The sequence below is a fragment of the Millisia brevis NBRC 105863 genome (genome assembly GCF_001552615.1).
GTDB lineage: Bacteria > Actinomycetota > Actinomycetes > Mycobacteriales > Mycobacteriaceae > Millisia > Millisia brevis.
Genome location: NZ_BCRN01000014.1, coordinates 69,253 through 91,245, shown reverse-complemented (window position 1 = coordinate 91,245; position 21,993 = coordinate 69,253). Strand labels below are relative to the sequence as shown.

At 70.1% G+C, this 21,993-nt stretch carries 23 protein-coding genes and 1 pseudogene; 12 read left to right on the top strand and 12 right to left on the bottom strand.

Annotated elements, in window-relative coordinates:
* Positions 1–126: 126 nt before the first annotated feature.
* From MB1_RS18450 to MB1_RS18425, 6 genes are all read left to right on the top strand, one after another.
* A complete protein-coding gene (locus MB1_RS18450) occupies positions 127–969 on the top strand; it encodes a class I SAM-dependent methyltransferase (RefSeq protein WP_084352136.1) in 843 nt (280 codons plus the stop codon).
* Positions 969–2,540 (top strand): 1,4-alpha-glucan branching protein domain-containing protein, encoded by a 1,572-nt coding sequence (locus tag MB1_RS18445; protein WP_066910738.1) that lies wholly within the window; start codon positions 969–971, stop codon positions 2,538–2,540. Before MB1_RS18450 ends, MB1_RS18445 begins: the two co-directional genes overlap by 1 nt.
* Before the next feature lie 11 nt (positions 2,541–2,551).
* Positions 2,552–3,805: a glycosyltransferase family 4 protein gene (locus MB1_RS18440; protein WP_066910735.1), complete on the top strand. Its 1,254-nt coding sequence runs from the start codon at positions 2,552–2,554 to the stop codon at positions 3,803–3,805.
* A gap of 31 nt (positions 3,806–3,836) precedes the next feature.
* A complete protein-coding gene (locus tag MB1_RS18435; protein ID WP_066910731.1) occupies positions 3,837–4,931 on the top strand; it encodes a zinc-binding dehydrogenase in 1,095 nt (364 codons plus the stop codon).
* A gap of 14 nt (positions 4,932–4,945) precedes the next feature.
* Positions 4,946–5,536, top strand: coding sequence for a hypothetical protein (locus MB1_RS18430; RefSeq protein ID WP_066910728.1), 591 nt, complete (start codon positions 4,946–4,948; stop codon positions 5,534–5,536).
* Between the two features lie 131 nt (positions 5,537–5,667).
* Positions 5,668–6,246 carry a beta-class carbonic anhydrase gene (locus MB1_RS18425; RefSeq protein ID WP_066910725.1) on the top strand — a complete coding sequence of 193 codons (579 nt, stop codon included), beginning with the start codon at positions 5,668–5,670 and terminating at the stop codon, positions 6,244–6,246.
* A gap of 133 nt (positions 6,247–6,379) precedes the next feature.
* Here MB1_RS18425 and MB1_RS18420 read toward each other — a convergent pair whose 3' ends face one another.
* Positions 6,380–6,799, bottom strand: a complete 420-nt coding sequence (locus tag MB1_RS18420) for a DUF2690 domain-containing protein (RefSeq protein WP_157084152.1) — start codon at positions 6,797–6,799, stop codon at positions 6,380–6,382.
* A 121-nt stretch (positions 6,800–6,920) separates the two neighbouring features.
* Here MB1_RS18420 and MB1_RS26980 point away from each other — a divergent pair.
* Together MB1_RS26980 and MB1_RS18415 are read left to right on the top strand one after the other, a co-directional pair.
* Positions 6,921–7,112 (top strand): annotated as a pseudogene (locus tag MB1_RS26980) (helix-turn-helix domain-containing protein); the annotation flags it as partial.
* 6 nt (positions 7,113–7,118) lie between these two features.
* On the top strand, positions 7,119–7,646 hold the full coding sequence (locus tag MB1_RS18415) for an NBR1-Ig-like domain-containing protein (protein ID WP_066910719.1): 528 nt from the start codon (positions 7,119–7,121) through the stop codon (positions 7,644–7,646).
* A gap of 130 nt (positions 7,647–7,776) precedes the next feature.
* On the opposite strand, the gene MB1_RS18410 is transcribed toward MB1_RS18415, so the two are convergent.
* From MB1_RS18410 to MB1_RS18395, 4 genes are all read right to left on the bottom strand, one after another.
* Positions 7,777–8,529, bottom strand: coding sequence for an AIM24 family protein (locus MB1_RS18410; RefSeq protein ID WP_066910928.1), 753 nt, complete (start codon positions 8,527–8,529; stop codon positions 7,777–7,779).
* A gap of 8 nt (positions 8,530–8,537) precedes the next feature.
* Positions 8,538–9,233 (bottom strand): AIM24 family protein, encoded by a 696-nt coding sequence (locus tag MB1_RS18405; RefSeq protein WP_066910716.1) that lies wholly within the window; start codon positions 9,231–9,233, stop codon positions 8,538–8,540.
* An 8-nt stretch (positions 9,234–9,241) separates the two neighbouring features.
* Positions 9,242–9,865 carry an AIM24 family protein gene (locus MB1_RS18400; RefSeq protein WP_066910713.1) on the bottom strand — a complete coding sequence of 208 codons (624 nt, stop codon included), beginning with the start codon at positions 9,863–9,865 and terminating at the stop codon, positions 9,242–9,244.
* A 264-nt stretch (positions 9,866–10,129) separates the two neighbouring features.
* Positions 10,130–10,900 carry an acyltransferase gene (locus MB1_RS18395; protein WP_066910710.1) on the bottom strand — a complete coding sequence of 257 codons (771 nt, stop codon included), beginning with the start codon at positions 10,898–10,900 and terminating at the stop codon, positions 10,130–10,132.
* Positions 10,901–11,139: 239 nt separating this feature from the next.
* On the opposite strand from MB1_RS18395, the gene MB1_RS18390 reads away from it, so the two are divergent.
* Positions 11,140–12,396: an outer membrane protein assembly factor BamB family protein gene (locus tag MB1_RS18390; protein ID WP_169801698.1), complete on the top strand. Its 1,257-nt coding sequence runs from the start codon at positions 11,140–11,142 to the stop codon at positions 12,394–12,396.
* 70 nt (positions 12,397–12,466) lie between these two features.
* Here MB1_RS18390 and MB1_RS18385 read toward each other — a convergent pair whose 3' ends face one another.
* Positions 12,467–13,234 carry a TetR/AcrR family transcriptional regulator gene (locus MB1_RS18385; protein ID WP_084352130.1) on the bottom strand — a complete coding sequence of 256 codons (768 nt, stop codon included), beginning with the start codon at positions 13,232–13,234 and terminating at the stop codon, positions 12,467–12,469.
* 118 nt (positions 13,235–13,352) lie between these two features.
* On the opposite strand from MB1_RS18385, the gene MB1_RS18380 reads away from it, so the two are divergent.
* Entirely contained in the window at positions 13,353–13,850 is a 498-nt protein-coding gene (locus tag MB1_RS18380) for a nitroreductase/quinone reductase family protein (protein WP_066910701.1), read from the top strand.
* 18 nt (positions 13,851–13,868) lie between these two features.
* On the opposite strand, the gene MB1_RS26975 is transcribed toward MB1_RS18380, so the two are convergent.
* The 4 genes from MB1_RS26975 to MB1_RS18360 form a co-directional block, all read right to left on the bottom strand.
* On the bottom strand, positions 13,869–14,123 hold the full coding sequence (locus tag MB1_RS26975) for a ribosomal protein L7/L12 (protein WP_066910698.1): 255 nt from the start codon (positions 14,121–14,123) through the stop codon (positions 13,869–13,871).
* 109 nt (positions 14,124–14,232) lie between these two features.
* Positions 14,233–15,417: a THUMP-like domain-containing protein gene (locus tag MB1_RS18370; RefSeq protein WP_066910695.1), complete on the bottom strand. Its 1,185-nt coding sequence runs from the start codon at positions 15,415–15,417 to the stop codon at positions 14,233–14,235.
* Between the two features lie 22 nt (positions 15,418–15,439).
* On the bottom strand, positions 15,440–16,474 hold the full coding sequence (locus tag MB1_RS18365; protein WP_084352128.1) for a class I SAM-dependent methyltransferase: 1,035 nt from the start codon (positions 16,472–16,474) through the stop codon (positions 15,440–15,442).
* Positions 16,475–16,577: 103 nt separating this feature from the next.
* Positions 16,578–17,336 carry an enoyl-CoA hydratase-related protein gene (locus MB1_RS18360; protein WP_066910689.1) on the bottom strand — a complete coding sequence of 253 codons (759 nt, stop codon included), beginning with the start codon at positions 17,334–17,336 and terminating at the stop codon, positions 16,578–16,580.
* A 95-nt stretch (positions 17,337–17,431) separates the two neighbouring features.
* Between MB1_RS18360 and MB1_RS18355 the strand changes: the two genes are divergently transcribed.
* Positions 17,432–17,875, top strand: coding sequence for a cupin domain-containing protein (locus tag MB1_RS18355; RefSeq protein ID WP_174531978.1), 444 nt, complete (start codon positions 17,432–17,434; stop codon positions 17,873–17,875).
* 61 nt (positions 17,876–17,936) lie between these two features.
* Here the strand turns inward: MB1_RS18355 and MB1_RS18350 are convergent, their stop codons facing one another.
* Both MB1_RS18350 and MB1_RS18345 read right to left on the bottom strand, forming a co-directional pair.
* Entirely contained in the window at positions 17,937–18,743 is an 807-nt protein-coding gene (locus MB1_RS18350) for an NUDIX hydrolase (protein WP_066910686.1), read from the bottom strand.
* A complete protein-coding gene (locus MB1_RS18345) occupies positions 18,740–19,552 on the bottom strand; it encodes an ABC transporter ATP-binding protein (RefSeq protein WP_066910922.1) in 813 nt (270 codons plus the stop codon). Before MB1_RS18345 ends, MB1_RS18350 begins: the two co-directional genes overlap by 4 nt.
* A 282-nt stretch (positions 19,553–19,834) precedes the next feature.
* On the opposite strand from MB1_RS18345, the gene glgX reads away from it, so the two are divergent.
* Positions 19,835–21,985 (top strand): glycogen debranching protein GlgX, encoded by a 2,151-nt coding sequence (gene glgX, locus MB1_RS18340; protein WP_066910683.1) that lies wholly within the window; start codon positions 19,835–19,837, stop codon positions 21,983–21,985.
* Positions 21,986–21,993: the final 8 nt, after the last annotated feature.

Below are 21,993 nucleotides of genomic sequence, written 5' to 3'. Positions count from 1 at the left end.
CATCACTCGAGCGACGATCTGGGGCGACGTTACCCCATCCCAAGTTACTCGTGAGTAACTTAGCGTGTGGCATTGCCGACAGCGGGGCCTGCCGCCCTTTTGGCCGGTACGACTAGAGTCACCCGGATGAGCGACCCCAAAAACGGGAACACGTTCTCGATCGATCGGGTCGACGACGCCGACCTCGGGATCGGGACGGCGGTGGTGTCCGCCACGGGCGACTGGTCGTTGCCGCTGACCGGCGAACGGACGATTCCGGGCATCCCCGAGGAGAACTACTGGTTCCGCCGCCACGAGGTCGTCTACGAGTGGCTGCTCGAGCGGTGCCGAGACGCGCGGGTCCTCGAGGCCGGCGCCGGTGAGGGCTACGGCGCGGCGATGATCGCCGACGTCGCCGAGCGGGTGATCGCGCTCGACTACGACCGCAGTGCCATCGCCCACATCCGCGAGGTCTACCCGCGGGTGCACCCGGTGCGCGGCAACCTCGCCGGTCTGCCGCTGCCGGACGACGCGGTGGACGTGGTGGTCAATCTCCAAGTGATCGAACATCTCTGGGATCAGGTCGGCTTCCTGCGCGAATGCCTGCGCGTCCTGCGTCCCGGCGGCTCGCTGATCGTCAGCACCCCCAACCGGTTGACCTTCTCCCCCGGCCGCGATACGCCGCTCAACCCCTTCCATACCCGCGAACTGGCTCCCGAGGAGCTGACCGAGCTGCTGATCGAGGCGGGCTTCGCGGTCGCCGAGGAGCTCGGCGTGCGGCACGCTCCGACCCTGGCCCGGCTCGACGCCCGGCACGGCGGGTCGATCATCGACGCGCAGCTCGAACGCGCGCTCGCCGGCGAGCCCTGGCCGGACGACCTGGTGGCCGACGTCGCCGGCGTCACCACGGCCGATTTCGCGATCACCGGTACCGATCTGCCCACCAGCCTCGACCTGCTCACCGTCGCCCACCGGCCGACGGGTCGCTGATGGGCGACCGCGTCCCCGGCCTGTTCACCCTGGTCCTGCATTCGCATCTGCCCTGGTTGGCCCACCACGGCCGGTGGCCGGTCGGCGAGGAGTGGCTCTACCAATCCTGGGCGGACTGCTACCTGCCGGTGCTGCGGGTGCTCGACCGGATGTCCGGCGACGAGACCGCGGCGCCGATCTCGCTGGGGATCACGCCGATCCTCGCCGAACAGCTCGACGACCCGCACTGCCTGCGCGGCATGCACCACTGGCTGGGCGACTGGGCGCTGCGCAGCCGCGAGGCGATCGACTCCCCCGATCCGCGCACCCGGTCGATCGCGGCCTACGAATGTCGCCGTGCGGCCGCGGCGCTCGACGAGTTCGAGGGCCGCTGGCGGCACGGCCTGTCGCCGGTCCTGCGACCGTTGATCGACGCGGGCACCGTCGAACTGCTCGGCGGTCCCCTCGCCCACCCCTTCCAACCCCTGCTGGATGACCGGCTGCGCGCCTTCTCGTTGGACGAAGGCCTGCGAACCGCCCAGCAGCACTGGGGGACCCGGCCGACCGGCATCTGGGCGCCGGAATGCGGCTATCGGGTCGGCATGGAGCACGGCTACGCGCGGGCGGGCGTCGAACGGTTCATGGTCGACGGCCCGGCGCTGCACGGCGATACGTCCCTGGCCCGTCCGGTGCGCAACTCGGGGGTACTGGCCTTCGGCCGCGACCTGACGGTCAGCTACCGCGTCTGGTCACCGAAGTCGGGATATCCGGGGCATGCCGACTACCGCGACTTCCACACCTACGACCACATGACCGGCATCAAGCCGGCCCGGGTCACCGGACGCACGGTCGATTCGGCGGACAAGGCCGCCTACGACCCGGCCCGCGCCGACGCCGCCGTCGACCGGCATGTCGCCGACTTCGTGAACACGGTGCGCGGCCGGCTGATCGCCGAGTCCGAGCGGATCGGGCGCCCCGCCCACGTGGTCGCCGCCTTCGACACCGAACTGTTCGGCCACTGGTGGCACGAGGGTCCGGTCTGGCTCGAACGGGTGCTGCGGGCGCTGCCGGCCGCCGGGATCGAGGTCGGCACCCTCGCCGATGCCGCGACCGCCGGCTACGTCGGCGCGCCCTTCGAGCTGGCGGACAGCTCCTGGGGGTCCGGCAAGGACTGGCGGGTGTGGAACGGCCCGCAGGTGACGGACCTGGTCGATCTGAACGCCTCGGTGGTGACCGAGACGATGGCGATCCTGGACAAGGAGCACCACACCGCACGCCACCGCGACGGCGTGCTGCTGCGCGACCGGGTGCGCGATCAGATCGTGCGCGAACTGGTTCTGGCGGTCTCGAGCGACTGGGCGTTCATGGTCAGCAAGGACAGCGCCGCGAGCTATGCCCGCGATCGCGCCCGCACCCACGCGCACGCCGCCCGCGAGATCGCCGAAACCGCTTTGCGGGCAACATCGGAACGGGCCTGCGATGTCGCGACCCGATGGCAGGTGGCCGACGGCCCGTTCCCGGGTCTCGATGCCCGCCGCCTCGCACCGAGCGACGCGGTTGCCCTGCGCCGTACCGCCGATCGACTCGAATGAGGGAGTGAGCGATGCGCATCCTGCTCGTGTCCTGGGAGTACCCGCCGGTGGTCGTCGGCGGATTGGGTCGACACGTGGGGCACCTGGCGACCGCGGCGGCCGCCGCCGGTCACGAGGTGGTGGTGTTGACCCGCCGTCCGACCGGTACCGACGCCACAACCCACCCGACCACCGCGCACTTCGACGAGGGCGTCCTGGTGGTCGCGGTGGCCGAGGATCCCCCGGTCTTCGAGTTCGGCTCCGATATGGTGCCGTGGACGCTCGCGATGGGCCACGCGATGGTGCGCGCCGGAATCGCTTTGGGGAAGCCAGGTTTGGGTGACGGCTGGCATCCGGATGTCGTCCACGCGCACGACTGGCTCGTCGCCCATCCGGCGATCGCGTTGGCCGAGTTCTACGATGTGCCGCTGGTGTCGACCATCCACGCCACCGAAGCGGGCCGGCACAGCGGGTGGGTATCGGGCCGGATCAATCGGCAGGTCCACTCGATCGAGTGGTGGCTGGCCAACGAATCGGACGCCCTGATCGTCTGCTCGGAGTCGATGCGCGACGAGATCACCCGCCTGTTCGGGCCGTTCCATGCCCCGGTGGTGTTGATCCACAACGGAATCGAACCCGACGCCTGGCCCTACCGGGAACGCCGCGGACGCACCGGCCCGCCGCGGCTGCTGTTCGTGGGGCGCCTCGAATACGAGAAGGGCATCCACGACGCGATCGCCGCGCTCCCCCGCATCCGGCGGGCCTACCCCGGCACGACGCTGACCATCGTCGGCGGCGGCACCCAGGAGACGTGGCTGCGGGAGATCGTCCGACGCCACCGGGTGGTTCGGGCGGTGGAGTTCACCGGAATCCTGGACCGCGCTGCCATTCTCGATCACCTGCACCGCGCCGACGCGCTGATCGTACCGAGCCGCTACGAGCCGTTCGGCCTGGTGGCGCTCGAAGCGGCGGCCGCCGGCACCCCGGTGATCGCGGCCCGCACCGGCGGGCTGGCCGAAGCGGTGATCGACGGCCGGACCGGTCGCACCTTCACCCCCGGTGACGCCGTCGGGCTCGCCGCGGCGGTGACCGCAACGCTCGACGACCCGGCCGCCGCGACCGACATGGCGCGCGCCGCCCGCGACCGGCTGGAGGAGGACTTCGACTGGGGCACCGTCGCCGAAGCGACCGTCGGTGTCCTGCGCGGCGCCAAGCGGCGGGTCCGCGAGCCGCTGCCGCGCCCCACCGTGATCGAGCGCCCGCTTCCCGAGCGCGATATTCCCTGACCGACAACACAACTCGTAAAGTAGGCCCGCGATGATCTCCGCCGCCGTCATGCCGCAGCCGCACCGGCCGATCGAGTTGCGCACCTTCGAGCGGCCGGTCCTCGAGCCGGGCGCGGTGCTGCTGAAGACCCTCGGCAGCGAGGTCTGCGGGACCGATACCCACCTGGCGAAGGGTCAGCTGTCCGGGGTGCCGTATCCGATCATTCCGGGGCATGTCAGCGTCGGGGTGATCGACGAGATCGGCCCCGGCGCGGCGCCATTGGATGTCGACGGGCGGCCGGTCGAGGTCGGGCAGGTGGTGACCTTCCTCGACGTCTACGGCACCTGCGGGCGGTGTTGGTACTGCACGGTGGGGCATGCGACGACGCGGTGCCCGTATCGGAAGGTCTACGGCATCACCCTGTCCGCCGACGACGGTCTGCTCGGCGGCTGGGCGCAGTACATCCATCTGCGCGCCGGGGTGCACATCGTGCCGCTGCCGGAGAACCTCGACTGGCGCGCCTTCCTCGCCGCGGGCTGCGGGATGCCGACCGCGCTGCACGCGGTGACCCTGGCCGAGATCGACTTCGGGGATACCGTGGTCGTGCAGGGCGCCGGGCCGGTCGGGCTGTCGGCCGCGGCGCTGGCGCAGTTGCGCGGCGCCGGACGCGTGATCGTGATCGGCGGACCCGAGGTCCGTTTGGCCGCCGCCCGCACCTTCGGCGCGGACACCACCATCGATATCGCGTCGACCACGGAAGCGGAACGGCTCGAAGCGATCCGGGATCTGACCGGTGGGCGAGGGGCCGACATCACCATCGAGGCCACCGGCGTACCCGCCGCGGTGCCCGAGGGCATGCGCCTGACCCGCGACGCCGGGCGGTACGTCGTCGTCGGCCAGTACACCGACACCGGTTCGGCGACGTTCAACCCGCACCTCGACCTCAACCGCAAGCACCTCGACGTCCGCGGCTGCTGGGGCAGCGACGCCGGCCACGTCTACCGCTCGGTGCGCGTGATGTCCCGCTACGCCGACCAATTCCCCTGGACCGAGCTGATCAGCGCCGAATACGACCTCGCGCATGCCCAGGCCGCCCTCGACGACGTCGCCGCCCAGCGGGTGGTCAAGGCCCTGATCGTGCCCTGAGACGGGCCGGAGGAATGCCGCATCGCAATCGGGTCGCGCCGGACGCAACGATCGTTCGCGCGCCCTACCGCGGGCGGTGGATGGGCAATCGCGGCGGACCGCTGCCCGATGATCCCGGTCGACGCCCGTGGGCGAGCCGCGCCTGGATCTACTGCAGGCTCGACTTCAACGGGCGCCGGCGGGTCTTCCGCGAACCCGGACGGCGCTATACCGAGCTGTTCTTCTTCGACGAGACGCATGCCCTCGCGGCCGGTCACCGGCCCTGCGGCGAATGTCAGCACCACCGACTGCGCGACTTCAAGGTGGCCGCCGGATTCGCCGTGACCACGTCGGTTGCCGCGATCGATCGCCGGCTGCACGAGCAGCGCACCGGTGCCGAACGGCAGGTGGCCGTCATCGGATCGCTCCCGGACGGCGCTTTCGTCGTCCACGCCGGACAGCCCGCCCTGCTCTGGGACAGCGGTATGCATCGGTGGGATCCGGAGCGCGGCTATGCGCCGATCGCGACACCCGCCGCCGATACCCGGCTGGTCGTGCTGACGCCGCCGACCATCGTGACCGCCCTCGCCGGGGGCTTCACCGTCGAGCCCGCCCTCGGGCAATGACGGCGACCGCAGGACCCCCGCAAGCCTTCCGCGCGGCAGGCTCGAAAACCTGGACGCGGCCCGTCACCGCCGAAAAGCTGGGCTGGCGCCGCCCCGGCACCACCTCGCTCACGCATCCCCGAAGGTCGCTCATGTCTGTTTTGCCCGAAGTCCTTGCCGCCAACGACACCTACGCCGCGGAGTTCGGGGAACGGGGATCGCTCGCGCTGCCACCGGCCCGCGGGTTCGCGATCCTCACCTGCATGGACGCCCGCCTCGACCCGGCGAAGTACGCCGGCCTGTCGGAGGGCGACGCGCACGTGATTCGCAATGCGGGCGGCCGGGCCAGCGACGACGCGATCCGCAGCCTGGTGATCTCCTACAAGCTGCTGGGCACCAAGGAGTGGTTCGTCATCCACCACTCCGACTGCGGCATGGAGTTTTTCACCGACGAGGTGATCCGCGGCCTGCTCGCCAACAGCCTGGAGACCGCGGCCCTCGATGAGACGGGCTTCCACGACGTCGGCACCGGCCCGGGCTCGCAGGAAGCCGCGTACATCGACTGGCTGACCATCTCCGACCAGGCAGGTGCCGTCGTCGACGATGTGCGCCGCATCCGCAATCACCCGCTGGTGCCGGCGCGCATCCCGATCTACGGCTACGTCTACGACGTGACCACCGGGCGCCTGGTCGAGATTCCGGAGGCGACGAAGGTTGGCGCGACCGCCTGAGCCTGTCGGACGAGGTTTCGACGACCCAGTACGGTCGGGACGTGGCACGTTACCGAGTGTGATCGAGCCGAGTGCGACGGTGGAGTGAACCCCGACTTGGCGGGACCCACTCTACCGTCGGACTGGGAGCGGATCAGCAGAGCTTCTTCTGGCCCGTGTCGTAGAGGGCTCCATTGACCGGTTGGATCTTCGCGTAGAAGAACACGCATTCGCTGCCTGGGGCCCAGACCATTGGAGTCCAGTACGTACTGGGGCTGCGCCCATACGAAGGAGAATAGCGCCAGCCGGTGCGCGCCGAGTAGATCCCGGCCTCACTCTGGCGATTGGTTGCGCCGCTGATCCTGACCCAATTGGTGCCGCATGCAGGGCTGTAGCGAACCTGGATGGTCCCGCCACCTAGCACCTGCTGTTGCCATATCGTCTGCGCACCGTTCGCGCAACCTGTGCTCAGCGGGTCACCGGAGGTCGGTGCCGCCGAAGCCTGCCCGGCCAGACCCAGAGTAGACACAACAGTCATCATGAGGATGGCCAACGCCATCAGTAATCTGTTCATCGCGATCCCTTCGTGCACTTCGTGAGGCCGCCGTGCTCGGCGGCAGAGTTTCTCAGATACGAACAGGATCAGTGGGTTCCCGATTTAGTGGCGAGAGGCAATATTCTTCGAGGAAGGCACTATGGGGTCGAGGCACTCTGGACGGCCGGAAAAATCGAACAGCCATTTGACACCGCGCGAACGATTCGGCTATCAGCTGAGGGTCTTGCGCAAATCGAAGGGGTGTCGAACCCAGGCAGAGGCCGCAACCCGTCTCGGGTGCTCCCAGACGACGATCAGCCATGCGGAACGCGGTCTGACGGTACCGAGCGAGCGTGTAGTGATCGGGTGGGACCACAATCTGGACGCTGGCGGTCTCCTGCTCGCGCTCTACGAGGACATCCTGGCGGATGATCGCGAGAAGCGAGGCCGGACGATCGAGGAGCGGGTGGCGAGTTCGGTTGATGCATCGGACTACCCACTCGACGGCGATGCCTCCGAGTGGGTAAGTGACGTGACCATTCCGGACGGAACCGTCATGGCACCGATGCATCCGTTTATCAAGATCTGGCGCGTCCGCAATTCAGGGTCGGTCCCGTGGGTGGGACGATATTTGCGAAGACAAGGCTCGACGGGCGCCGTGGGCCAGATTCACTCGCCTCGTTCGACTCCCGTTCCGGACACTGCCCCTGGAGAGACGGTCGATCTGCGGGTGGAATGTCGGGCTCATGTGCTTGCCGGCTCGTCAATCGCGTACTTCAAGTTCGCCGACGCAGACGGTCGCCTATTCTTTCCCGACAGGTATGGAGCGGGCGTGATCCTCGAGATTCGCGTGGAGGATCCCAACCCGGACCTGGAAGGTCCATAACCTGCAACCTGCCATTGTCGTTCGCCGCTGACCGCTGACCGCTGACTGCCAGACCCGGCCGACCTCCGGAGGGGACCAAGTCGGCGCGCAGGCCCAACCAATCCGCCGCCCACCCCGCACCAGGACGGACCTACCGGTTCTCCCCCAGCTTGGTCTGGATTACCCCCATGATCCGTTGCAGACCACCGGCGGACAGGCCGTGAATCTGGCTCTCGATCATCCGCACCGTCGCCCAGTCGTTGATGACCTTCTCGCTCGACTGCACGAGAACCGTTCCGGCGCCGGTGAAGTCGAACTGCCGCTCCTCGCCGCTGTTCACTCCGAAACGCGCGGCGCCGGCGGCCATGAAGTTCGATACCCAGCCCTGGTCATAGTGGTGGCTCGGCGACGGGCAGTCCGCCCAGCCGATCAGGGCCTCCGGATCGACCCGCACCGGCGGTTCGACGAAGATGACCTCACCGTTGGAGGATGCGAGGAACTTCCCCGTTCCGATCAGGGTCAGGTAGCCCGGGACGATCGACTGGTTGACCTTCAACCCCGGATCGAAACCGAGCAGGTTCGCCGCCCGCACCGTCAGGTTGCCGTCGTCCAGATCGAAGGAGTTGATGTTGTAGCCGCGGTCGCCGATGATCAGCTTCCCGAACCCCTCGGCGAGGGTGTACTCCCCCATGTACAGCGGAGCGGAGAACGTCGAGGCGATCATGTGCATCATGTTTCCGGACATGCCCTGATGCAGCGCGGTCAGCTGAATCTGCCCGTAGTAGGCGATCATGGCGCCATTGCGAATGATGTACGGGCGATTGCCGCTCATGTCGATGGAGAAGGCGTAGTGATTGCCGGGCACATTGTCGGTACCGAGCATCGAGGGATTCAGAATGTCCATATTGCCGCTCACAGTTTCTCTTCGGAGGCCTGCACAAAAACGACACCCTGCCCGGCACACTGCAATTGCATCGCCTCGCCGGATCCGCGGCCGACGGCATCGCGCCAGCCGATCGCCGCGCTGAGTCGGGTGGTGACGTTGCCGTAGGTGCCGACAAATGCCTGCGGGTCGACGACGACGGGGTGGTTGCCCACCGTGACCTCGAAAACCCCGCCGTGCCCCAGCAGCACCGCGGCACCGTGGCCCTGCAGCTGGGTGGTGAAGAAGCCGGTCCCGGAACTCATGCCCTGCGCGGCCCCGCGAAGCAGGCCACCGAGCCCACCCCCACCTCCGCCGCCGGACGAATTGACGCTGACCACCGACGATCCGAGCCCCGCGGTATGGGCCAGCAGCCGGGACATCTCGATCGTCAACACCGCGCCGGGGACCACCTCGATCGGGTGCACCTCGAGCCCGGCGAGTCCGTAGTGCACGGCCCCGTGCCCCTGCGCGAGCATCGTGGCCTCGTGCTCGCCCTGCATCATGCGGGTGGCCATCCGGATCAGACCGCCGCCACCGCCGCCCTGTCCGAGGCCGGGGACCTGGTGCGGCGAGAACTGGAGATCCCCCTGGTAGAAGAGCATCGCTCCCTTGCGGGCGACAACGCCGCCGGCGCGGGCGACGTCGACGCTGACGACCTTACTGTTGACCTTCTCGAAAACCATTGCCCCGCCTACCGTTCCGCCGGCTGAATCGACACCACACCCGAGCCCTGCCACAGGATCGAGAACGCCTCGTCGTTTCCGCGGCCGACCATATTGCGCCAGCCGACGTCGGTGCGGATCGACTGCTGCAGATTCCCGCGAGCGGCGACGAAGGCGTCCGGATCGACCACCAGTGGCGTCTGCGGGGTGACCTCGAGGTGGATCAACGGACCACCGGACGAGAGAATGGCGACCTGCCCCTGACCGGTGACCGTCGTGGTGGCCAAGCCCTGCCCGGAGGCCATGCCGTGCATTCCGGAGAAGGCCACGTCGGTGCGCAGGTTTCCGGCGAAGACCAACAGGTGCTCGGACTCGATCGACAACGTCTCGTTGTTGAGGTCGATCACGACGACCTCCTGGCCGTCGACGGCGAAGTAGACCACGCCGTTTCCGTTGCATTCCATCAACTTCAGACCTTCGCCCGCGACCCGCCGCTTGAGTCCGGCGGCGATGCCGTCACCTCCGCCGAAGCCGGCGGATTTGAACGACACGTCCCCCTCGTAGGCGACCATGGACCCGTTGAGCGCCCGCACGCTCGTGCCTTGCAGAAAGGCTTTGACGACCCGCCTGGTGTGGGTCTGGAGTTGTGCCATGCGCGCAGCTTAGAGGTGCCCCTGTCCCGGCGCTCGGCGCGGGGCCTCGCACCGAAAACCCGGCCGGCACCCGCCGAAACAGACTGCCTCGTACCAACAGTCGACCCCCGCCCCACCGACCGCATCGCGCACATCGTTGCTCCGTCAACCGGTTCGCGAGAGTGACGGAAACTGCGATTGAACCGCGGGTAACGGCACTCTCGCGGGAGGCGGCGGCGGGAGGCGGCGGGGTGGGGCGGGGCGGGAGCGCGGCGAGGCGTTCGGTCAGGGGCGGCCGTTGACGCCGGCGTCGACGGTGGCGGGCAGACCGGCCTTCTTGCGCGCGATGTCCTCGAGGGCGACGACGTAGGCGGCGCGGTCGGCGGCCCCGGCCTCCCAGTCCGCCTTGCGGTTCCGCACGACCTTGGCCGGGGCGCCCACGGCGATGCCGTAGTCCTCGACATCGCCGCGCACCACCGCGTGGGCGCCGAGCACGCAGCCGCGCCCGATGCGCGTGCCTCGCAGCACGGTCACCTTGGCGGCGACCCAGGTATCGGGACCGATGCGGACCGGTCCCTTGACGATGCCCTGATCCTTGATCGGCAGGGTGATGTCGTCCATGCGGTGGTCGAAGTCGCAGATATAGCACCAGTCGGCGACCAGCGTCGACTCCCCGATCTCGATGTCGAGGTAGGTATTGACGACGTTGTCCTTGCCGAAGACGACCTTGTCGCCGATGCGCAGCGACCCCTCGTGACAGCGGATGGCGTTGCCGTCGCCGATGTGGACCCACCGGCCGATCTCCAGCCGCGCCAGGCCGGGTGTCGCGTGGATCTCGACGTTCTTGCCCAGGAAGACCATCCCGCGCAGGATGACGTGCGGATTGGCCAGCCGGAAGCGCAGCAGCCGGAAGTACCGCACCAGGTACCAGGGGGTGTACGCCTTGTTGGCCAGCACCCACTGCAGCGAGGCGAGCGTCAGGAACCGGGCCTGCTCGGGATCGCGCTGGGCGAATCGCACCCGCTCGTGCAGTGGCGCATTCCACATCGACGTCATGGTCCGTCAGAGTAGGCGGCCGGATCGCCCCTCCGGGCAGGCCCCCTCGACGGGCCGGGAGTGTCGGGTCGTGACGAGTACGTCGCGGGTTGCCGATAGTCTGCCTCGGGGCGCCCTCGCGGCGTCCATCCGTCGACACCCCGTTGCCGACGACCGACTGCCGATGACCGAACGGCCTGTGGCCCCGACGACGGAGACCGATGTTCGACCGATACGCCGCTGATCGTGGTCGTCGGGGTGTGCGGTCGGCAGCCGCGGTGGTCCTGTTGACCGCCCTGGCCGCCTGTTCGGGATCGCCGCAGCCGCCGGAGGGCGCCGCCTGGCTCTCCGCCGGAGCGGGTGGTCACAACAGTTCGGCCGTCGCCCGCGAGGCGATCGTGTCGCCGGAGACCGCGTGGTCGCGCACCTTCGGCGAGCCGACGCCCAGCCCGGCGGTGATCGCCTCGACCGGCCAGATCTTCGTCGCCGTCGACGCGCCCTACTGCAATCTCTACGGCCTCGACATGGAGTCCGGCCGCAAACGTTTCTGTTCGAACCTCGGCCCCGCGGTCACCCCGCCGACCACCGACTCGGTGGCGAACGTCTACACCGGCTTCGCGGGCGAGTCCCGGTCGATGAACGAGCACGGCCAAATCCGGTGGAGTGCCCGCGTCTACGGGACGCCGCGCCCCGCGGTTGATCTGAAGGACGGCAACGTCCTGGTGGTCACCCATATCGGTCAGGTCAACGTGCTCGATACGACCTCGGGACAGCACAGCATGCCGATCCTCGATCTGCTGCCATCGCCGAGTTACTCCGATGGCCCGGTCGAATTCGGCGATCCGACCGCCGGCGTGCAGGACTGTGCGGACGGAGGCGCCGCCTGCCCGGTCGCTGCCGCGCCGGCCTTCGACGCGACCTCCGGAACCCTCTATCTCGTCCTCTGGCGGGCCGGCGCGATCGCCCCGCAGCTGGTGTCGCTGCAGTACACGGGCGGAGCGAACCCGACGCTGACCGAACGGTGGTCGTCGGACCTGCTGCCGGCAGCGGTGTCGTCGAGTCCGGTGCTGTCCGCGGACGCCGGCACCGTCTATCTGGCCGACACCGACGGGAACCTGCTGGCCTTCGACACCGAGTCCGGCGCTCGGCGCTGGGCGATTCCCTCGGTCGGTGGCACCGACTCCCCGGTGGTGACCGCCGACCACCTGATCATCCCGTCCACCGGTGACAACACCCACCTGCGCGCACTGCGCGATACCGGCGAGAGCCTCGAATCGGCCTGGGATCGGTACGACCTGAGCCAGCGCGGCGCCATGGCGGTCGCCGACTCCACCCTGCTGCAGGTGGTCGGCGGCGCCGGTTCGCAGGCGCTGGTCGGCCTGGACGTCGCCACCGGCGACACGCTGTGGACGGTCGGCCTGCCCGACGACGCGGGCTACGCGACCGGCGTCGCGGTGGGTCCGGACGGCGAGGTCGTGGTGACCTCGGCCCTGGGCGAGGTGCGAGTCCTGCGGTAGCCCCTCGGGCACCGCGCAAGCGGCGTCGATGCTCTTCGGTCGACCGCGTCGGCGACGCCCGCGGCCGTGGTCAGGCGGGCCGCTCCTGTTCGGCGAGGCGGACGAGCCCGTCGATCAATACCGTCAGCGCGAGGTCGAATTCGGCATCGTCGTCGCAGCCGCCCAGCGCGCCCTGATGCGAGGCCGCGATCGCGAGTTCGGCCAGATGCGGCAGCTCGGACAGGTCGGGGAGATCCCGCGTGTCGATCGAGACCGGCGCGGTCGGCGGCGAGTCGTCGAAGAGATCCTGGCTGAAGCCGAAGGCCCGACTTCCCAGGAGATGCAGCGCATGGTGCGCGAGTCCGATCGACAACCCGGCCTCGCGCAGGACGCCGACAATCCGGTCGAGGTGGCGCAGGATCGCCGGCGTCGGCACCGGCAGGCCGACCAGGACATCGGCGACCCACGGGTGCGCCACCGCGACTCCGCGCGCCGCCAGGACAAGCGACCGCAGTTGTTCCGGCCAGGGCGGCGGACCGTCCCCCGAGCCCGAAGCGGTGGCGGGCTGCTCTACCGGAATCGTTTCCGGCACAACGGATGCCGGTCCATCCGGTAGCTCCGACGGGATCGAGGCGATCACATGATCGGCGATCGCCTCGACCAGACCACCCTTGTCTCCGACGTGCCGGTAGAGCGCCATCGGGTTGGCATCGAGTTCCTGCGCGACCCGGCGCATCGTGACGGCGGCCAAGCCGTCGCGGTCCGCCACGCCGACCGCCGTCGCGACGATCGCCTCCCGGGTCAACCGTGCGGTCCCCCGAGGGCGTGGCGCCGAGGTCCGACCGGGATTCGCGGGCATGCGCCGAGGTTACTGGGCGGGAAGCGGGCTTCTGGAATATACTACGTATACGTACAGCGTCTACGTCGCTTGTGCGGACCCCATCGACCTCCGGCCGGCATCCCGATAGGAGCCACCCATGGCCCACTCCGACCACCGCACCCCTCGACTGCCCCCGCGCCGCGTCATTCGCACGATCTGGTCGATCCACCGAGCCCTCGCCGGCAGGTTGCGCGGCGGCCGTTGGAGCCTGAGCACGCCGGCCCCGGGGCACGCCGGACTGCTGAGACTGTGGACCACGGGGCGGCGCAGCGGACTACCGCGCGACGTTCTGCTCCGCTACGTCGCAAGCGGCGATGATCTGGTGACCCTGGCGATGAACGGCTGGGACACCGCCGACCCGGCGTGGTGGTTGAACCTGCAGACCCAGCCGCGTGCCCGGGTCGATCTGGCCGACGGCACAGGCGAGGTGCTGGCGCGCCGCGCGGCGGCCGACGATGCGGCCGAGTTGTGGGACCTGTGCGGGACGACCACGGGATGGGGAAAGGGCTTGGACCGCTACGCCGCCCTGCGGTCCGGAGACACCGCGGTGGTGATCCTGAGCCGGGTGGAGAACTCCGGCGACGCCGCGCCGTAGGAACGGCCGGGGTGCACCCTAGATCCGGTCGACGTATTCCTTGGCTTCGCGCAGGCCCCAGCCGGTGGCTTCCCGCACGGATTTGATCGCCTCGATCTTCTTGCCCGCGTCGTTCAGCTGCCGGACCTGCTGCTCCCACTCCTCGAGCGGGGCGGCGGCGGTACCGAAGCCCGCGGCAGCGCGCAGTTGCGCGACCTGCCGCTCGAGTTCACCGACCCGCCGTTCGAGACGTTCGATATCGCCGGTGGACCGTCCATTTCCGAAAAGTCCCATGCCCCCAGGCTCGCATACCCCTCGACCGATGTGCGTTCCTCGCCCTCGGCGAGCCCCGAGGAGACTATCGCCTCGGCGGCCCGCCGAGGGCGTTGATTGCACACGCTCCCTAGGACAGCGACCCCGCGAACTCCCGCGCACCGCAGATCAGCGCGGTGACCCGGCTGCCGATGCGGGTCACCACGACGGTCAGCGGGGTCGAACCGGTGGGCTTGATCTGTTTGCGCAGGTGATCCGGGTCGACGTCCGCGCCGCGCACCAGGATTTCGAGGGGCCCGCAGTCGAGGGAGCGCAGCCGCGCGCGCAGCGGTTTGGGTCGCATCGGCAGCATCTCGAGGAAGGGGAAGCCGCTCGCGCCGGGTGGGATCGCGTCGCCGGTGAGGTGCGCGATCCGTGGGTCGAGTTGCCGCAGGCCGTGCCGCTTCGCCCAGTGGCGGACCAGTCCGGCGCGGACGATGGCCCCGTCCGGGTCGATCACGTAGGCGCCGGGTTCGCCGACGCCGCAGTCGTCCGGGTCGAGGTCGGTGACCTGCTCGACAAATCCGTTGGACCGCAGGATGGTCGCGCGCGAGCGCACCCCGGGTCCGGCGAGGCCCGGCGACCACAGGCACATCTCCCGCACCCCGCCGTCGAGCGAGACGACCTCGGCCTCCCCGTCGAAATCCAACCGTTCGGGGTGCAGCCCGGGGGCACATTTGATCACCAGGTCCCGGCCGCGATAGATCTCCAGCAGGCTCGGCAGGGACGGCTCGAGGGCGGCGGGGTCGACGGTGCGGCGCCCATCGGAGCGGCGCGCCGGGTCGGCGACCACCGTGGTGCCCCGGGTGGTCGGCGTCAGCGCGTCGGCCCGCAGCACCTCGACGCCGGGCACATTGTGCCGCGCCATCAGCAGGCGCACCGGGTCGAGGTCGCTGCCGACCACCAAATCGGCGGTGCACGCCGCAGCGGCCAGGTCGGCGCCGATCGAGCAGGTGACGTCGTGCACCCGCCGACCGGTCAGCCGCACCGCCCGGTGCCGGGCGACGATATGCGGGGTCGCCTGCTGGAGGCCGTCGTCGGTGAACAGCCTGCGCTCGGCGTCGGCGGCCGGCATCTTGGCCAGCGCGCGACGCCGCAGCGCGACCGTGTCGACCAGGGCCGCTCCGAACTGCCCGTACCGTTTGCCGGCCCGGGCGATGTCGCCGACCAGGGAGGCCGGCGTCAGCGCCAGGGATGCGGCGAGGTCGGCCGCAGCGGCCACACCATCCGGTGAGGTCAGGTACGCGACGTCGGCAGGGGTGTACCGGTAGGACACGAGTCGATGCGGGGCCGGCCGGTCAGGAGACGGGCTTGGTCCCGGTGATCGCGACGTTGTAGAAGAACCGCCGCGGCACGACGTGGCGCAGGACCCGCTCGTCGAGCTTGCTGAGCGTCTTCCACCCGCCGAAGGCGAACTTCGCCCAACCCCAGCCGAGCTTGTCGGCGGGGACGGCCGCTTCGAAGGTGCGCACCGGCCAGCCGAGCAGGGCGGCGGCGAATTCCTCGGTCTCGGCGTGCACATTGCGCGCGCCGGCACTGCGCGCGATCAGTTCGAGATCCGACGGGTCGAAGGTGTGCAGGTCGACGACGGCCTCGAGCGCGGCGGCGCGCGACGACTCGTCGAGCTCCTCCTGCGGGCGCCGCCAGCTCGACAGGGCCGGGATCTTGGTGACCCGGGTGGTGACCTCCCAGGTCGCGCGGCCGAGCCAGCGGGCGTAGAAGTTGCCGACGGTCGACGGCTCGCCGGCGAAGACGAAGCGCCCGCCCGGCTTGAGCACGCGCAGCACCTCGCGCAGCGACTGCTCGACGTCGGGGATGTGGTGGAGCACCGCGTGGCCGACGACCAGGTCGAAGGTGTTGTCCTCGTACGGGATGGTCTCGGCGTCCGCGACGCGTCCGTCGACGTCCAGGCCGAGGTTCTCGGCGTTGCGCAGGGCGACCTTGACCATGCCGGGCGACAGGTCGGTGACCGAGCCCTTCTCCGCGACGCCGGCCTGCATCAGGTTGAGCAGGAAGAAGCCGGTACCGCAGCCCAGTTCCAGGGCGCGCCCGTAGGGCAGGGGCTGGTCACCGGCGACGGCGTCGAAGCGGCCGCGGGCGTAGTCGATGCACCGCTCATCGTAGGAGATCGACCACTTCTCGTCGTAGGTCTCGGCTTCCCAGTCGTGGTAAAGCACCTGCGCCAGCTTCGTGTCCTCGAGCGCCGCGGCGACCTCCTCCGCGGTGGCGTGCGGCCGCGGGGCGGGATCGATGGTCGCGTCCTCGACGGTGTCCACCACGACCTCCTCGGCCTCGGTCGACGGGTGGGGTACGGGTGTGGAGCCGGCAGTCATAGCAGCAGAGTAATGGCAGCCTCATCACCCCTCGCGCCGGGTGCCACCCGACCGACACCCGGGCGCAACCCGCCGTTCGGAGGGGCCGCCGGGTCGAGGCGCCCTAGCGGGACGTACCGACCGCGGCGGGTCCGCCCGCCAGATAGGCGCGGATCCGCTCGCCGTGGTCCGGGTCGGCGAGCAGGGCCCGGACGGGATCGACCTGCGGCGCGGACGGCTCCCGCCGGTCGGCGACGGCGTCGGCGATCGCGGCGAGCAGGTCGGGTCGGCCCCGGTAGCGCCCGGCGACCGTCAGGGCCGCGGACAGCACGTCGTCGGGGGCGACGACGGCGTCGAGCAGGCCCAGGCGCAGCGCCTCGGCGGCGCCGAAGGGGGTGCCGGCGCGAGCGAGGTCGGTGGTGGCGGATGGGCCGATCAGGTCGGCGAGGCGGCGCAGCGCCGCCGTCGAGGGGATCGCGGCGTAGCGGATCTCCGGCAGCCCGAAGCGCACGTTGTCGCCGGCGACCCGATGGTCGGTCGCGGCGGCCAGGTGCAGGCCGGTGCCGATCGCGTGGCCGGTGATCGCGGCGATCGTCGGGATCCGCAGGGCCGCGATCGCCTCGATACCGCGCTCGAGGCCACCGATACGGTCGTACTGCTCGACGGTCAGGTCGGCGCGCTCGGCCAGGTCCGCTCCCGCGCAGAACAGTTTCGGGCCGCCGTGGACGATCGCGACCCGGATCGCGGGGTCGGCGGCGATCGACGCCGCGGCGTCGACCAGTTCGTCGTCGACCTGACGGCTCAGGGTGTTCCACGGCGGGTTGTCGATCAGCAGGATCGCCACCCCATCGGTCGTCGAGGTGACGTGCACGAACTCGGCCATTCCACTCCCCTCGCCGGCGCTTCCGCCCGCCGAGCCTAACGTCGATGCCGCGGCCGGCCGCGCCGGATCGGGTCCACAGGGGCCAGAATCGGCGGATGACCTCCGGTATCTCTTCGCTGTCCGCTCAGGACGTCATCGACCGATTGCAACTCCAGCCTCATCCGGAGGGCGGCCATTTCCGGGAGACCTGGCGCGACCGGCCCGCCGAGGGGCGCGGGGCCGGTACCGCGATCCACTTCCTGCTCGCGGCGGGCGAGCGCTCGCACTGGCATCGGGTCGACGCCGACGAGATCTGGCATTTCCACGCCGGGGCGCCGCTGGTACTGGCCACCAGCCCGAACGACGCGACCGCGCCGACCGACCGGGTGCTGGGCATCGACCTCGACGACGACCAGCATCCGCAGCTGCGGGTGCCGGCGCACTGGTGGCAGGCGGCGTGGCCGCTCGGCGCCTGGACGCTGGTCAGCTGCACGGTGACACCGGCGTTCGAGTTCGCCGGGTTCGAGCTGGCCAATCCCGACTTCGTTCCGGGCCGGTAGCCCGCCCCGTGCCGACTGGTCACCCACCCGATGGTCACCCGAGGCAGGCCGTGCCCGATGGTCAGCCGTAGGTGGGCAGGTCCCGGTAGTAGTCCTCGCAGCCGGGGAAGTCGACCCGCCGCCCCGCCTCGGTCCGCACCAGGCGCGGCTCGATCGGCCGCAGATCGACCTCGGACTCGGCGAGCTGGGCCGCCGATTCCAGGGTGGCCAGGTGGGTCAACTGCGCCCAGGTGGGCGGCATCAGCAGCACCTTGCCCGCGGTCCAGTCGGCCAGCGCATCGACCGGACGGCGCCACCCGGCGTGGGTGACCTCGGTGTTCTCCGCGTCGGCGGCCTGCGCGGGCGGGAGCACCGCACCGAAGAAGAGCGTGTCGTAGCGGCGCCGCTCGCCGCGCGGGGTGATCCACCGGGCGACCGGCACGAGCAGATCGCCGCGCAGGCCCAGTCCGTGACCGTCGAGCAGGGCGGCCAACGAATCACCGTGTCGACCGAGCGTGGCGCGTTGACCGGCCATCGGTGCGGTATCGGAGACCACCTCGTCCGCGCCGGCGCCCGCCAGCAGGACGCCGCATTCCTCGAATGTCTCGCGCACCGCCGCACAGATCCAGCCGACCGACCGCTCCAGGGGGACATCGAGGATCGCGGCGATCGCGGCCGGCTCCGAGCCGAACCAGCGGCTCGGCGGGGTCCCGTCGGACGGGTCGACGCCACCACCGGGGAAAACCGTCATCCCCGGAGCGAACGCCATCGACGACTGCCGGTGCTGCAGGAAGACCTCGAGCCCCTCGACACCGTCGCGCACCAGCACGACCGTGGCCGCATCGCGGGTGGGGACGTCGTGGTCGACCAGGTCGAGACCGGCGGTCATCGCCGACGCTCGATCGGGGCGCGCCGGGCGAACCAGCGGTCGTCGAGCCGTTCGACCCGGATCGGCTGTTCGAAGGCGCTCCCGAGCACCTCGGCGGTGATGACCTCCTCCACCGGGCCGGCGGCAACCACGCCGTCGTGCCCGAGAACGAGGGCATGGGTGAAGCCGGGCGGGATCTCCTCGACGTGGTGGGTGACCAGCACGAGAGCGGGCGCGTCCGGATCGTGGGCCAGGTCGGACAGCACCGCGACCAGATCCTCGCGGCCGCCGAGGTCGAGGCCGGCGGCCGGTTCGTCGAGCAGCAGCAGTTCCGGGTCCGGCATCAGCGCGCGGGCGATCAGCGCCCGCTTGCGCTCCCCCTCGGACAGGGTGCCGAAGAGGCGATCGCCGAGGTGGTCGGCACCGAGGAGGCGCAGCACCTCGAGGGCCCGTTCGGTGTCGAGTTCGTCGTAGCGTTCCCGCCAGCGGCCGAGCACCCCGTAGCCCGCGGAGAGCACCAGGTCGACCACCTTCTCCTCGCCGGGCACCCGGGCCGCGGTCGCCGCCGACGACAGACCGATGCGCGGTTTGAGTTCGGCGATGTCGACACGGCCGAGGCGTTCCCCGAGGACGAAGGCCACCCCGTCCGAGGGGTGCAGGTCCGCGGCGGCCAGGCGCATCAGCGTCGTCTTGCCGACACCATTGGGCCCGAGCACGACCCACCGCTCGTCGAGTTCGACCTGCCAGGACACCGGACCGACCAGCGTGGTCGCGCCGCGGCGCACGCGAACGTCCCGAAAGTCGATCAACAGGTCCGGGTCGGTTTCCACCTCGACCTCGGTCGGACCCGCGGCGGTCACCGCGCTCCCCCAACTGCCGCCGCTCCCGGGGAATTCCGCGGTGGCCGCGAAGCGGCGGGCGGGACCGGCGGACGGGGCGACGGAAACTTCAGCACGATGCTTGGCCACGCCCCCATCTTGTCGCACCGACCGCGGTCCGTTGCGGATAACCCCGGCTCACCTCGTGTCGGCAGCCGTCGAGCACAACCGACCGATCAGTACGGGAGTGGTCAACATCGCACGACAAGCGCGGAACCGCCCGGTTCGGGCACCATGGATCCCGTGTGTGCTTCGTATTCTCCCACCGCCGGCGCCGCGTTTCCCCTGGGAGCGCACGCACATCCCCTCGGAACCCGATTCGCGGTGCATGCACCACAGGCGACATCGGTCGAGCTGTGCCTGATCGACGGTGACGGTCCGCATCCGATCGACACCCCGGGCACGGCCGATCGAGTGGAGCGACGCGTCCCGGTCACCGACCACACCTTCGGGGTCTGGCATGTCGACGTTCCCGACGTCGGCCCGGGCCAGCGGTACGGCTACCGGGTCGACGGCCCCTGGGATCCGCGCCGCGGGCTGCGCTTCAACCCGCACAAGGTGCTGCTCGACCCGTACGCCCGTCGGATCGAGGGCGGCGACACCACCGCGCCCAGCACCTACGCCTACGCCGGTGACGATCCGTTCGGCCCCCGCTCGACGACCGACTCCCTGCAGGACGCGGCGCTCGGCGTCGTCACCCCGGAGCCCCGCTTGGCTCCCGGCGACGGACGCCTGCACATCCCCTGGTCGCGGACGGTGGTCTACGAGGTGCACGTCGGTTCGTTGACCGCCCGCCACCCCGACGTTCCCGAGCATCTGCGCGGCACTTTCCTGGGGGTCAGTTCGGCACCGATGGTCGAGCACATGCTCGAACTCGGGGTCACCGCCGTGGAGTTGCTGCCGGTCCAGGCCTTTCTGACCGAGCCCTCGGTGCTCGAGCGCGGAATGCGCAACCACTGGGGATACTCGCCGGCCGCCTGGTTCGCCCCGCATCCGCGGTACGCGACCGCGCCGGGCCGCGAGGTCGAGGAGTTCGGCCGGATGGTCGCCGAACTGCACGCGGCCGGGATCGAAGTGATCATGGACGTCGTCTACAACCACACCTGCGAGGCCGGGGTCAGCGGGCCGTCGCTGTCCCTGCGCGGCTTCGACGCACCCGGCTACTACCTGCTCGACGACAAGGGCCGCGATATCGACATCACCGGCTGCGGTAACACGGTCAATCCGGCGACCGTGACCACCGCCCGCCTGGTCTGCGACAGCTTGCGGTACTGGGCAACGGTTTTCGATGTCGATGGCTTCCGCTTCGACCTGGCCTCGGTACTCGGACGGCCCGGCGGCGGCGCCTTCGACCCGCAGGCGGCGCTGCTGGTCGCCATCGCCGCCGATCCGATCCTGTCGGACTGCAAGTTGATCGCCGAGCCCTGGGACGCGACCGCCGAGGGCTACCGGACCGGCGGCTTCGACACCCGCTGGTCGGAATGGAACGACCGCTATCGCGATGTGGTGCGCAGCTTCTGGGCATCCGGATCCGGTGTCGATCGGATCGCCTCCCGCCTGGCCGGCTCCGCCGACATCTTCGCCGCCGGCGGCCGCCACCCCTGGGCATCGCTGAACTTCGTGACCGCGCACGACGGCTTCACCGTCCGCGACCTGGTGTCCTACAAGGAGAAGCACAACGACGCCAACGGGGAGAACAACCGGGACGGGACGACGAACAACACCTCGGTCAACCACGGCGTCGAGGGGCCGACCTCCGACCCCGAGATTCTCGAGGAACGCGATCGGCATGTGCGGGCCCTGCTGGCGAGTCTGGCGCTGTCGGCGGGCACCCCGATGCTGCTGGCCGGCGACGAACTCGGACATTCCCAGGGCGGCAACAACAACGCCTACTGCGTCCCGTTGGCCACCCCGGCCGAGGAAGCCTACGCGATCGACTGGGAGTCCGCCGATCACGACCTGGCGGCGACCGTGGCGGAGGCGTTGCGGATCCGCCGCCGGGTGCCCGCCCTGCAGCGGCACGACTTCTTCACCGGCTCGGACGATCTCGAATGGTTCGACGCACACGGCAATCCGATGACCGTCGACGGGTGGAACGACCACACGATCCCGACGATCCAGGCCTGGTATCACCCGCTGCCGGAGGCCCAGGGGGCCGGTTTGCACGCCACCTCGGGCGCCAACCCGACGATGGTCGCGATCCTGCACGCCGGCGACGATGCGGACCTGATCCTGCCGGAACCCGAAGGCGAGGTCGCGGGCCTGCGGAAGGTCTTCGACTCCACCGCCCCGACCGGAACGGTCCACGAGTCGGAGATCCTCAAGCCCGGCGACGCCATCGAGGTCTCCGGCCCCTGTGTGATCGTGCTGCTCGGCGACGACTGAGACGACGG